Source organism: Pseudomonas sp. CH235, assembly GCF_004368175.1.
Lineage (GTDB): Bacteria > Pseudomonadota > Gammaproteobacteria > Pseudomonadales > Pseudomonadaceae > Aquipseudomonas > Aquipseudomonas paraglycinae.
In genome coordinates, this window is sequence record NZ_RRZJ01000007.1 from 18,181 (window position 1) to 31,542 (window position 13,362).

A 13,362-nucleotide genomic window follows, 5' to 3' on the forward strand; every position below is an offset into this window, starting at 1 on the left:
GTCAGTTCCCCGCCAGACTCGGCGGCATGCAAACGCCCGTGCCGCCAATCCCGCAATAGCCTTCCGGGTTTTTCGCCAGATACTGCTGGTGATAGGCCTCGGCGAAGTAAACGGTCGGCGCCTGTTCAATCTCGGTGCTGATTTCACCCAGACCCGCCTTCGACAGTTCGGCCTGATAAACAGCTTTGCTCTTCAACGCTGCCTCCAGTTGCTCCGGATGGGTCGCGTAGATCACCGAACGGTACTGGGTGCCGATGTCATTGCCCTGGCGCATGCCCTGCGTCGGGTTGTGCAATTCCCAGAACATCGCCAGCAGCTCTTCGTAGCTGACCTTGGCCTTGTCGAACACCACCAGCACCACTTCAGCGTGGCCGGTCAGGCCCGAGCAGACTTCTTCGTAGGTCGGGTTCGGCGTGTAACCGCCGGCGTAACCGACCACGGTGCTGACCACGCCTTCACGCTGCCAGAAGCGGCGCTCGGCACCCCAGAAGCAGCCCAGGCCGAAAATCGCGAAGTCGACGTCCTGAAAGAACGGGCCCAGCAACGGCGTTTCGGTGAAAACAAAGTGTTTTTCAGGCAGGGCCATCGGGGTTTCGCGGCCAGGCAGAGCTTGTTCTTTAGTCGGTAGCACGTTTTTGTTCACCAGAATTTCCGAGCGCAGAACCATGATCGTTCCTCTCAGTCAGGATGGGATGTAAAAAGTCTGACCGCCAGTGTGCCCAATGATGCCCCGTTAATCACTAGGCAAAATGTGCGGGTACTGTCTTGGGATTTACAGGCAGAGCGGGCCGCGCGGATAGCGCTTGAGCGCCTGGATCAGCTCGGCGCCCGGAATCGGCCGGTCGAACAGGTAGCCCTGGCCGACGTCGCAGCGGTGGCGACGCAGGAACGCCAGTTGCTCGGCAGTCTCGATGCCTTCGGCGACGACCTTGAGTTTCAGGTTGTGGGCCATGGCGATCACGGCGGAGGTGATTTCCATATCGTCCTGGTTGTCCGGGATTTCATGGATGAAGCTGCGATCGATCTTGATGATGTCGATCGGGAATTTTTTCAGGTAGCTGAGCGACGAGTAACCGGTGCCGAAGTCGTCCATCGCCAAGGTCAGGCCCAGGCGCTTGAGCTGGTCGAGCTGCAAGTGGGTGTCTTCGGTCGCTTCCAGCAGCAGGCCTTCGGTCAGTTCCAGTTCCAGCAGATTGGCCGGCAGCGCTTCCTCCTTGAGGATGTTGGCGATCGAGGCCACCAGGTCCGGGTCGGAGAACTGCTTGGGCGACAGGTTGATCGCCACCTGCAGATTGCCCATGCCGGCGGCGGTCAGCGCCTTGCTCATGCGGCAGGCCTGGCGGGCGATCCATTTGCCGATCGGAATGATCAGACCGGTTTCCTCGGCGACGCTGATGAACTGGTCCGGGCGGATCATGCCGCGTTCCGGGTGGTTCCAGCGCAGCAGCGCTTCCATGCCCAGCAGACGACCGCTGCGCAGGCACAGCTTCGGCTGATAGAACACGTCCAGCTCGTTCTGGGTCAGGGCCCGGCGCAGGTTGTTCTCGACGAACAGTTTGTAGCTGGCCTCGGCGTTCAGTGCTTCAGTGAACACCTGAACCTGATGTTTGCCGTTGGCCTTGGCCTTGTGCAGAGCGAGGCCGGCGTTGCGCATCAGGGTCTGCGGGTCGCGACCGTGCAGCGGCGCGCAGGCCAGGCCCACGGAGCCGGTGACGCTGATCAACTGGTTGTCGACGAACATCGGTTTATCCAGAGTCGCCAGCAATTGGTTGGCGATCTGCTGCCCGGTGGCAAGGTCTGTGTCGTCGAGCAACACTGCGAACTCGTTACTGGCGAACCGCGCCAGACTGCCGCTCGGGCTCAGGCTGTTACGCAGGCGCCGGGCCAGGCTGATCAACAGTTTGTCGCCGGTCTGGTGGCCGAGGCTGTCGTTGATCCGCTTGAAGTTGTCGATGTCCACCAGCAGCAGGCTGATCGGGGTATCGCTATCCCGGGCGAAGCGTTCATCCAGATTGCGGATAAATGCAGGCCGGTTGCCGAGGTTGGTCAGGTTGTCGGTGTACGCCAGGCGCTCGATGCGCTGCTGCGCCAGCTTGGTCTGGGTGATGTCTTCGTAGATGCCGATGTAGTGCGTCAGCTCACGGTTGTCGCCGTAGACCTTGGAGATCGACAACTGGCCCCAGTAGGGTTCGAGGTTCTTGCGGCGGCTCTTGAATTCGCCCTGCCAACTGTTGCTCTTGGCCAGTGCCGACGGCGCGTCGAACAGCAGCTCGCTTAAGTTTTCCAGGGCTGGCAATTCCGAGAGGCGCTGGCCGTGGACTTCCTCGGTGGTGTACTGGGTGATCGCGGTGAAGCTCGGGTTGACGTACTCGACCACGCCGTCGCAGTTGACCAGCAAAAAGGCGTTGGCGCTTTGCTCGACCGCACGCTGGAACAGGTGCAGCGCGCTGGTGGCGGTGCGGCGGTTGTGATTGTTGATGACCTGGGCGAACTGGTCGGCCAGTTCACCGGCAAAAGCGATTTCGTCGGACTGCCAGGCGCGGGTGACGCCGGTCTGCTCCAGGCACAGCACGCCGACCACTTGGCCGTCGACGCGGATGCTGGCGTCGAGCATGGCGTTGACGTCACGCGGGCGCAGGGCTTCGGCCATTTCCCGGGTACGCGGGTCGCGCATCGCGTTGTGCGCGTCGATGGCGCGGCTGCCGTGCAACGCGTCCATGTAATCGGGGAAGCCGCTGACGTCGATGACCTCCGGCAGGATGTATTCCTGGGTGGCGCGGTGGTACGCCGAGATCGGCACCAGCTTCTGGCCTTCAAGGTTCCACAGACTGGCGCAGTCGATTTCGTAGATATCGCAGGCGCAGCGGGTAATCAGTTCGGCGGCTTCTTGCAGGGAGTTCTGGCTGCTGTAACGCTGGCGGGCCAGCAGCAGGATCAGGTCCTGCTGGGCGCGCACCCGCTCCAGATGTTGCAGCTGTTCCTGCTGGGCACGCTGGTTGAGTTCAAGGGCGATTTGCAGGCGTGAATTCTGGGTTTCCAGATCGACGGAGGGCAACGTCGGCGCTTCGTCGAATACATCGTCGACCGCCAGCAGGTAACCGCGCAGCAAGTGGCGGTTGTGCTGTTTGTAGGCTTCACCGAGTTCAAGAATGCTCAACGCGCCGGCGGCGGTGTGCAGGGTATAGCGCACCAGGTAATGCGGGCTTTGGCCGAGTTGTTGCTGGATCGCATCATGCAGTTGATAGCGCGCTTCGGGCTCCATCAGGCTGGCGTAGGGCGAGCCGACCAGGGCGCAGAGCTCGACGGCGGGCTGGCCGAACTGGCGTTCACAGTTGGGATCGAGAAACAGCATCGCCCAGCTGGCTTCATTCAGGCGCTCGAAACGCAGCATGCCGAGCCGCGAGGGCACAGGCAACTGCGTCACTACCTCGGCCACCATACGGCTGGCGGCATCGGGTTGGCTCTTCATGAAGGGAACTCGCTTGGAAATTTGCTGAACGCGCCGGGCTCTCGCCCTCTTTACTGTTGCCTGCGGCAAGGTTGCATCATTGCGGCACCGACTGACAAGAGACATGAAGGCCAAGTGCTATAAGAATATGTCGGCTGCAGTGAACATTTCTCCAGCACTTGCCGGAAACTAATGCTATTAAGCGCGGAGATGGCCGTTCCAGAGCCTTCGGCCATCCGGAACGGTCGTGCCGCTGGATTTCATCGCAGCGGAATATCGATGGATTGCAGGTGCCTGCCATCCCGGTCGTGATAGTTGACCTGGATCCGTCCGGCCTCGACCACCATGTGCGCAAAGTTGTCCTGGCTGATGACTTGGCTGGTCAGTTCGTGCCGGTATTCGCCTGCCTCGGTCTGCGCCAGCGGCTGGTCGAGCATGAAGGTCGCGGCGGTGGCGTAGGGCAGCAATTTGCTGTTGCTCAGCGGCGAAGATACGACGGTGTGTACCTCGAAGTCCGGGTCTTCGCTGTGGCTCAGGCGACTGGTCAGCGAGCCATGCACATCGCCGGAAATGAACACGACGTTCCTGAGCCGATGCCAGCGGATGGTTTCCAGCAGGCGCAGGCGCTGTTCGGGGAAGCCTGCCCAGGCATCATCGCCGTTCATTTTGCGGTCGGGGTAGAACATGACACTGGTGACCACGAACTTGACCCTCGCCGGGCTCTTCACCAGCCAATTGCACAAGGCTTGTTCCTGTTCTTCATCGAGGATGCGGCGGTTCTCGGCCGACAAGTTGCGGCGAGTTCGACTGTCCGTTACAAACCATTCGATATCGCCGTCGCTGAATTGATACCAGTAGTGTTTCAGTGAAGTACGGTCGATTGTGCCGTTAGTTGTTGCGGAGTAAGCCGGGCTATGACTGACTTGATAGAGTTCGTAAGCCTTCATCGCATTGCTGAACAGTATTTCATCGGACTCGTTGGCGTTCATTGGCCAGTTATCTTCTATTTCATGATCATCTAGAATCATGTAAGTCGAAGTCTCCGACATCAGTCGTCGAATATTGGGCAGGGAAAACGCCGTACGATACTTTGCGATGAACTCTTCATAGTCGCGATCCGGTGCGAACAGGTTCAAATCATCAGCGTAGATTTGATCGCCACACATCATGATGGCGCTGATCGCCGGTTGTGCGCCTTCGATCAATTGACTGATCGACGCGAAAATCCGGTCGCCCAGATGCGGAAGAACCGGGATGCCGGCGGTCATGCGCAAGTAGCGGCAGGAACCGAGGATATAAGCGCGCGGCTGCAAGGGCTGATGGCTGCGGGTGCGCAGGCGATACGTTTCCCGTGGCCATTGCAGCGGTAACTCCGCCACGCTATCCACACTGTGAACGGGACTCATCGGGCTGAACCAGCCGGTCTGGTATTCGTAGTCGGTGTCGGCCTGCAAATGATCGAGCACCAGCACTTCAGTCATGTCGCGGGTTGAATCCAGTTTTACAAACTGGCCCGTCTGCCATTGTTTCGAATCCAATATCCGATAGCGAATACCGGCAAATACGGCAGCGTTATGCTGCAGTCCGCCGCGAATAAAGATCCGCACCTGATTAGTTGTCGTGTAGCCAATGATCGGGCCGACAGTAGGTTTCAGCATGTTCGAGTCCATTCGAATAAATGTTGGTGATTGATAAAGTTACCCGGCTGGTTGGTGCAACTTTGATGCGCCAAGATTAGTTGCCTGTTGCTGAAAAATATCGACAGGAAGTGGACTCGAGTCGTGGCTTATATCAGCGCAAGTTGTGGGAAAAATGCGGGCGACAGTTATTTCAGGCAAAAAAAAGCCCCGCCAAACTGACGGGGTTGAGGTACGAGCGTGTGGCGCTCGAAAACGTGGAACGCGGTCGGCCCTCCGTTGCCGGAGGGCCGAGCGCTTTACAGCAGGATGGTGCGGATGTCCGCCAGCAGGTCGCTCAGACGCTTGGTGAAGCGTGCAGCAGCGGCGCCGTTGATCACACGGTGATCGTAGGACAGCGACAGTGGCAGCATCAGTTTCGGCTGGAAGGCTTTGCCGTCCCAGACTGGCTGGATGGTTGCCTTGGAAACACCTAGGATCGCCACTTCCGGCGCGTTGACGATCGGCGTGAAGCCGGTGCCGCCAATGTGGCCGAGGCTGGAAATGGTGAAGCAGGCGCCTTGCATCTCGTCCGACGAGAGCTTTTTGGTCCGGGCTTTTTCCGCCAGGGAAGCGGCCTCGGCGGCCAATTGCAGCAGGCTCTTCTGGTCGACGTTCTTGATGACCGGTACCAGTAGGCCATCCGGGGTGTCGACGGCGAAGCCGATGTTCACGTATTTCTTGCGGATGATCGCCTTGCCGCTTGGTGCCAGCGAGCTGTTGAAGTCCGGCAGTTCCTTGAGCAGGTGTGCGCAGGACTTGAGCAGCAACGGCAGGATGGTCAGCTTGACGCCGGCCTTCTCTGCGACAGCTTTCTGTGCGGTGCGGAACGCTTCCAGCTCGGTGATATCCGCCGAGTCGAATTGCGTTACGTGCGGCACGTTCAGCCAGCTGCGGTGCAGGTTGGCAGCACCGACCTGCATCAGGCGGGTCATCGGCACTTCTTCGATTTCGCCGAAACGGCTGAAGTCGACGACCGGAATCGGCGGGATGCCCGCGCCACCGGTTGCGCCAGCGGCAGCGGCCGGTGCTTCCTTGGCCTTCTGCATCATGGCTTTGACGTAAACCTGCACGTCTTCTTTCAGGATGCGACCGTGCGGACCGCTGGCGCCGACAGCGCTCAGCTCGACGCCGAATTCGCGAGCCAGTTGACGCACGGCAGGGCCGGCGTGAACTTTGGCGCCTGGCTTGGCTGGAGCAGCAACCGGAGCGGCAGCAGCAGGTGCAGCGGCAGCCGGAGCAGCAGCAGCGGCCGGCGCCGGAGCGCTCGGAGCAGCAGCGGCAGCTGGAGCCGGGGCAGCAGCTGGAGCGGCACCTTTGACTTTCAGCTTGAGGATCAGGTCGCCGGTGCCGACTTCGTCGTCCAGCTTGATGGAAACGCTTTCCACCACGCCAGCGGCAGGCGACGGGATTTCCATGCTCGCCTTGTCGGATTCCAGGGTGATCAGCGACTGGTCGGCTTCAACGCTGTCGCCAGCCTTGACCAGCACTTCGATGATCTTGGCCTTGCCGGCCGAACCGATGTCCGGAACGTGGATGTCCTGAACGCTGTCGGCAACCGGTGCAGCTGGCGCGGCGGCCGGTGCTGGTGCAGCCGCAGCGGCCGGAGCAGCAGCCTGGGCCGGAGCGGCAGCAGCAGGGGCCGCAGCACCCGCCACTTCCAGATCCAGGATCAGGTCGCCGGTGCCGACTTCGTCGTTCAACTTGACGCTGATGGCCTTGACCACGCCAGCGGCAGGCGACGGGATTTCCATGCTCGCCTTGTCGGATTCCAGGGTGATCAGCGACTGATCAGCCTCGACGGTGTCGCCGACCTTGACCTGGATCTCGATGATCTGGGCCTTGCCCGACGAACCGATGTCCGGCACGTGCACTTGCTGAACCGAAGCGGCAGCAGGGGCAGCAGCTGGAGCAGCCGGTGCAGGAGCGGCTGCCGGTGCAGTTTCAGCCTTGGCGGCAGGCGCAGCAGCCGGAGCAGGGGCCGCAGCTGCGGCACCCTCGACTTCCAGTTCCAGCAGTTCGTCGCCTTCTTTCAGGCGATCGCCCAGCTTCACTTTCAGGCTCTTGATGACGCCGGCTTTCGGGGCCGGCACTTCCATGCTGGCCTTGTCCGATTCCAGGGTCAGGATGCTCTGGTCGGCTTCGATACGGTCGCCGACCTTCACAAACAGTTCGATTACTTCACCTTCACCGCTGCCGATGTCAGGTACGCGAATGAGTTCGCTCACAGAGTTTCTCCTCAGCAGTCCAGTGGGTTGCGTTTTTCCGGGTCGATGCCGAACTTGGTGATGGCCTCGGCCACGACTTTAGGTTCGATATCACCACGGTCAGCCAGTGCTTCCAGGGCTGCCAACACCACGAAATGACGGTCGACTTCGAAGAAATGACGCAGTTTCTTGCGGCTGTCGCTGCGGCCGAAACCGTCGGTGCCCAGGACTTTGAATTCCTTGGACGGTACCCACTGACGGATCTGCTCGGCGAACAGCTTCATGTAGTCGGTAGACGCGATGACCGGACCCTTACGGCCGCTCAGGCACTCTTCGACGTAGCTGCGCTTAGGCTTCTGGCCAGGTTTCAGACGGTTGCTGCGCTCTACGGCCAGGCCGTCGCGACGCAGTTCGTTGAAGCTGGTGACGCTCCACACATCGGCGCCGATGTTGAACTCTTCACGCAGGATCTTCGCCGCTTCACGGACTTCACGCAGGATGGTGCCGGAGCCCATCAGCTGTACGTGGTGCGCCGCGTCGCGGGTGTCTTCTTCGAGCAGGTACATGCCTTTCTTGATGCCTTCTTCGGCACCGGCCGGCATGGCTGGCTGCTGGTAGGACTCGTTCATCACGGTGATGTAATAGAAGATGTCCTGTTGCTCTTCGGTCATCTTCTTCATGCCGTCCTGAATGATCACCGCCAGCTCGTAGCCGTAGGTCGGATCGTAGGTGCGGCAGTTCGGGATGGTGGCAGCCAGCAGGTGGCTGTGACCGTCTTCGTGCTGCAGGCCTTCACCGTTCAGGGTGGTACGGCCGGCGGTGCCGCCGATCAGGAAGCCACGGGTACGGCTGTCGCCAGCGGCCCATGCCAGATCGCCGATACGCTGGAAGCCGAACATCGAGTAGAAGATGTAGAACGGCAGCATTGGCTGGTTGTGGCTGGAGTACGAAGTACCGGCCGCGATGAAGGAGCTCATGGCGCCTGCTTCGTTGATGCCTTCTTCAAGGATCTGACCTTTCTGGTCTTCCTTGTAGAACATCACCTGGTCTTTATCGACTGGCTCGTAGAGCTGGCCGACGGACGAGTAGATGCCCAGCTGACGGAACATGCCTTCCATACCGAAGGTACGGGCTTCGTCCGGGATGATCGGAACGATGCGCGGGCCGATTTCCTTGTCCTTGACCAGTTGCGCGAGGATCCGCACGAACGCCATGGTGGTGGAAATTTCACGGTCGCCGGAACCGTCGAGGATCGCCTTGAGGGTGTCCAGATCCGGAGTCGGTACGCTGAAGCTCTGTGCACGACGCTGAGGCACGAAACCGCCCAGTGCGGCACGACGCTCGGCCAGGTAACGGGCTTCGGCGCTGTTTGGCTCAGGCTTGAAGAACGGCAGGTTTTCCAGCTCTTCGTCTTTCACCGGGATGTCGAAGCGGTCGCGGAACAGCTTCAGGCTGTCGACGTCGACTTTCTTGGTGTTGTGCGCGGTGTTCTTCGCTTCGCCCGCACCGGTACCGTAACCCTTGATGGTCTTGGCCAGGATGACGGTCGGTTGTTCTTTGTGGTTGACCGCTTCGTGGTACGCCGCGTAGACCTTGTACGGGTCGTGGCCGCCACGGTTGAGTTTCCAGATCTCGTCGTCGGACAGATCAGCAACCATCGCCTTGAGTTCTGGCGTGTTGAAGAAGTGTTCACGAACGAACGCGCCGTCTTTGGCTTTGTAGTTCTGGTACTCGCCGTCGATGACTTCGTCCATGCGACGTTGCAGGATGCCGTCGACGTCTTTTGCCAGCAGTGGATCCCAGAAACGGCCCCAGATAACTTTGGTCACGTTCCACTGAGCACCGCGGAACACGCCTTCGAGTTCCTGGATGATCTTGCCGTTGCCGCGAACCGGGCCGTCGAGGCGCTGCAGGTTGCAGTTGATGACGAAGATCAGGTTGTCCAGCTTCTCGCGGCCGGCCAGGGAAATGGCGCCCAGGGATTCCGGTTCGTCGCACTCGCCGTCGCCCAGGAAGCACCAGACTTTCTGTTTGCCCGGCTGGATGAAACCGCGGTGTTCCAGGTACTTCATGAAGCGAGCCTGGTAGATCGCCTGGATCGGGCCCAGACCCATCGAAACGGTCGGGAACTGCCAGAAGTCAGGCATCAGCCAAGGGTGCGGGTAGGACGACAGGCCCTGACCGTCGACTTCCTGGCGGAAGTTGTTCATCTGGTCTTCGGTGATGCGGCCTTCCATGAATGCACGGGCGTAAACGCCTGGCGAGGTGTGGCCCTGGAAGTAGATCAGGTCGCCGCCGTGTTCGTCGGTCGGGGCCTGGAAGAAGTAGTTGAAGCCGATGTCGTACAGGGTCGCACTGGAAGCGAAGCTGGAGATGTGACCACCCAGGTCAGAATCTTTCAGGTTCGTACGCATTACCATGGCCATCGCGTTCCAGCGTACCAGCGAGCGAATGCGGCGTTCCATGAACAGGTCGCCAGGCATGCGTGCTTCGTGGGTAACGGGGATCGTGTTGCGGTAAGGCGTGGTGATGGCGTAAGGGAGCTGCGAACCGCTGCGGGTCGCCAGTTCACCCATACGGGTCATCAGATAGTGAGCACGGTCTTCGCCTTCTTTGTCGAGAACCGATTCCAGGGCGTCCAGCCATTCCTGGGTTTCGACGGGATCGAGGTCTTGCATGGCTTGCTCCAGGGCGGAAAGGCTTCCAGAATCGGTTGCCTGAGTTTGCGACTGGCCTTGTGGGCAGACGATTTAAAATTCTTGGATTGCCGACAGGTTGTTCCGGCGGCGTGTAGTTTTACTACAAATCATCCGGCATTTCAGCCTTTCGAATGTATAGACGAGTAGTAAAACTACAGATGAAAGGCTTGTGGCCTCCGACTGCGTTGTGAGAATAATCGTTAAGGTTGGTCTTTAGCCATCCGAAAAAGGTGAAAGTTTGATGCTGGCTGCCAAAGAAAAAGAAATTTCAGCTATTTCTCACTTTTGTTCGACAGTCCTTCGCGTAGCGGTTTTTCAATCATCACTACAAGCGGCCATTTACACGCCGATCAAGGATAGACCATGACCCTGCCCGCGCTTGCCGAACTGCCCGCCATTCTCCTGCCGTTGGTCAGCCGATCGGAGCAGTCGTTCCGTGCGGCCGTCGCCGGACTTGAAGATGATCTTGGCTTCTCCACCTGGACGCCGGAACGCTGGGCGCAGTTCGCCCGCGTCAGCGCCGCCAGCGATTTCGTCATTGAACAGAGCGTTCGTGACCCTTTGATGTTGTTGTCGCTGGTGCAGTCCGGTGAGCTGGACCGGCCGTTCGCCAAAGGTGAGTTGTGCGCGCAGATCGCCGCCGCCGTCAGCCTCGCCCAGACCGAAGATGAACTGGGCCGAGCCCTGCGTCGCCAGCGCACCCGGCATCAGGTGCGGATCATCTGGCGCGACCTCAACCGCCAGGCCGATCTGGTGCAGACCTGCCGCGATCTCTCGGACATGGCCGACGCCAGCATCGATCAGGCCTATCAATGGTTGTACCGCCGCCATTGCGACCAGTTCGGCACACCGACCGGCCGGCGCAGCGGCGAACCGCAGCAGATGGTCATCCTCGGCATGGGCAAGCTCGGCGCGGTCGAGCTGAACCTGTCTTCGGACATCGACCTGATCTTCGCTTACCCCGAGGGCGGCGAAACCGTCGGCGTGAAGCGCCCGCTGGACAACCAGGAATTTTTCATCCGCCTCGGCCAGCGTCTGATCAAGGCACTCGACCCGATCACCGTCGACGGTTTTGTATTCCGCGTCGACATGCGCCTGCGCCCGTACGGCTCGTCCGGCGCGCTGGTGCTGAGCTTCAATGCGCTGGAGCAGTATTACCAGGATCAGGGCCGCGACTGGGAACGCTACGCGATGATCAAGTCGCGGGTGGTGGCCGGCGATCAGGTGGCGGGCGAGCAGTTGCAGGAAATGCTGCGACCGTTCGTTTACCGGCGCTATCTGGACTTCTCGGCGATCGAAGCGCTGCGCACCATGAAGCAGCTGATCCAGCAGGAAGTGCGGCGCAAGGGCATGGCCGACAACATCAAGCTCGGCTCCGGCGGTATCCGAGAAGTCGAGTTCATCGCCCAAGCCTTTCAACTGATTCACGGCGGTCGCGACCTGAGTCTGCAACAGCGCCCTCTATTAAAGGTGTTGAGCACGCTCGAAGGGCAGGGCTATCTGCCGCCGGCGGTAATCAGCGAACTGCGCGAAGGCTATGAATTTTTGCGTTACACCGAACACGCGATCCAGGCGATTGCCGACCGCCAGACCCAGATGCTGCCGGACAGCGCTCAGGATCAGGCGCGTATCGCATTCATGCTCGGTTTTGCCGACTGGGAAGCATTCCACGAGAAGCTGATGTTCTGGCGCGGCCGGGTGGCTTGGCACTTTGCGCAAGTGATCGCCGATCCGGATGAGGACGAAGGCGTCGAGAGCGAAGTGGTGGTCGGCGGTGAATGGCTGCCGCTGTGGGAAGAGGCTCAAGACGAAGAAGCGGCCTGTCGCCAGCTGGAGGAGGGCGGTTTCGCCGACGCGACCAAGGCCCTGAAGGCACTGGCGAGCCTGCGCGCCAGTCCGCAGTTGCGGGCGATGCAGCGTCTGGGCCGCGAACGTCTCGATGCCTTTATTCCGCGCCTGCTCGCCCAGGCGGTGGAGCATGAAAATCCCGATCTGGTGCTCGAGCGGGTGTTGCCGCTGGTCGAAGCGGTAGCCCGGCGCTCGGCTTATTTGGTGCTGCTGACCGAAAACCCCGGCGCGTTGCGACGTTTACTGACGCTGTGCGCTGCCAGCCCGTGGATCGCCGAGCAGATCACCCGCTTCCCGCTGCTGCTCGATGAATTGCTCAACGAAGGCCGGCTGTTCAAGCCGCCGCTGGCGCCGGAACTTGCCGCCGAGTTGCGCGAGCGCCTGACGCGGATCCCGGAAGACGACCTCGAACAACAGATGGAAGCGCTGCGTCATTTCAAACTGGCGCACCGCTTGCGCGTCGCCGCCTCGGAAATCGCCGGCAGCCTGCCGTTGATGAAAGTCAGCGATTACCTGACCTGGCTGGCCGAGGCGATTCTTGAGCAGGTGCTGGCCCTTGCCTGGCGCCAGACCGTGGCCAAGTACGGCACGCCGCTGCGCACCGATGGCACGCTGTGCGATCCCGGCTTCATCATTGTCGGTTATGGGAAAGTCGGCGGGATCGAGTTGGGGCATGGTTCGGATCTGGACCTGGTGTTCATCCACGATGGCGATCAGCAGGCCGAAACCGATGGCCCGAAACCGATCGATGGCACGCAGTTCTTCACTCGGCTCGGCCAGCGGATCATTCACTTGCTGACGGCACAGACCAACTCCGGTCAGCTGTACGAAGTGGACATGCGCCTGCGTCCTTCCGGAGCATCCGGGCTGCTGGTCAGTTCGCTCGGCGCGTTTGCGCGCTATCAGGAAAATGAAGCCTGGACCTGGGAACATCAGGCGCTGGTGCGGGCGCGGGTGCTGGTGGGCAGCAAGGATGTCGGCCAGGCGTTCGAGAACGTCCGGGCCCAAGTGCTGGGCAAAGTGCGGGATCTGGCGAAACTGCAACAGGAAGTGAGCGAGATGCGCGCCAAGATGCGCGACAACCTCGGCAGCAAGAGCACTGCCGCCGGTACCGGGGCGAATGCCTTCGAGGCCACGGCGCCGTTCGACCTCAAGCAGGACGCCGGAGGTATCGTCGATATTGAATTTATGGTGCAATACGCGGCTCTGGCGTGGTCGCAGACCCACCCGCCGTTGCTGCGCTGGACGGACAATATCCGCATTCTGGAAGAGCTGGAGCACGAAGGGCTGATGCCGGCCGAAGACGCCAGCCTGTTGCGCGAGGCCTACAAGGCCTATCGTTCCGCCGCCCACCGGCAGGCCTTGCAGAAGGACGCCGGGGTGATACCGGGCGATCAGTTCGCAGACGAACGGCGGCAGGTGATGCGGATCTGGCGTGAGCTGGGGCTAAGCTGATTCTCGAGACGGGGAGGCGTAAAGCCTCC

The 13,362-nt window shown here is 60.6% G+C and carries 7 protein-coding genes; 2 read left to right on the forward strand and 5 right to left on the reverse strand.

The window, feature by feature from the left end:
- Nucleotide 1 precedes the first annotated feature (1 nt).
- From msrA to aceE, 5 genes are all read right to left on the reverse strand, one after another.
- The gene (gene msrA, locus EIY71_RS09880) at nt 2-667 is read right to left on the reverse strand and encodes a peptide-methionine (S)-S-oxide reductase MsrA (RefSeq protein ID WP_074689601.1); all 666 of its coding nucleotides are present in this window, start codon (nt 665-667) and stop codon (nt 2-4) included.
- Between the two features lie 105 nt (nt 668-772).
- Nucleotides 773-3,469, reverse strand: coding sequence for a bifunctional diguanylate cyclase/phosphodiesterase (locus EIY71_RS09885; RefSeq protein WP_102686819.1), 2,697 nt, complete (start codon nt 3,467-3,469; stop codon nt 773-775).
- A 239-nt stretch (nt 3,470-3,708) separates the two neighbouring features.
- Nucleotides 3,709-5,106: an alkaline phosphatase D family protein gene (locus EIY71_RS09890; RefSeq protein ID WP_085746457.1), complete on the reverse strand. Its 1,398-nt coding sequence runs from the start codon at nt 5,104-5,106 to the stop codon at nt 3,709-3,711.
- Nucleotides 5,107-5,384: 278 nt separating this feature from the next.
- Nucleotides 5,385-7,352 carry a dihydrolipoyllysine-residue acetyltransferase gene (gene aceF / locus EIY71_RS09895; protein WP_134021574.1) on the reverse strand — a complete coding sequence of 656 codons (1,968 nt, stop codon included), beginning with the start codon at nt 7,350-7,352 and terminating at the stop codon, nt 5,385-5,387.
- Between the two features lie 11 nt (nt 7,353-7,363).
- Nucleotides 7,364-10,009: a pyruvate dehydrogenase (acetyl-transferring), homodimeric type gene (aceE, locus tag EIY71_RS09900; RefSeq protein WP_011332129.1), complete on the reverse strand. Its 2,646-nt coding sequence runs from the start codon at nt 10,007-10,009 to the stop codon at nt 7,364-7,366.
- Between the two features lie 262 nt (nt 10,010-10,271).
- Between aceE and EIY71_RS28730 the strand changes: the two genes are divergently transcribed.
- Nucleotides 10,272-10,397, forward strand: a complete 126-nt coding sequence (locus EIY71_RS28730) for a hypothetical protein (protein ID WP_255261909.1) — start codon at nt 10,272-10,274, stop codon at nt 10,395-10,397.
- A complete protein-coding gene (gene glnE, locus EIY71_RS09905; RefSeq protein WP_085746459.1) occupies nt 10,394-13,333 on the forward strand; it encodes a bifunctional [glutamate--ammonia ligase]-adenylyl-L-tyrosine phosphorylase/[glutamate--ammonia-ligase] adenylyltransferase in 2,940 nt (979 codons plus the stop codon). The genes EIY71_RS28730 and glnE overlap by 4 nt, the downstream gene beginning before the upstream one ends.
- Nucleotides 13,334-13,362 lie beyond the last annotated feature (29 nt).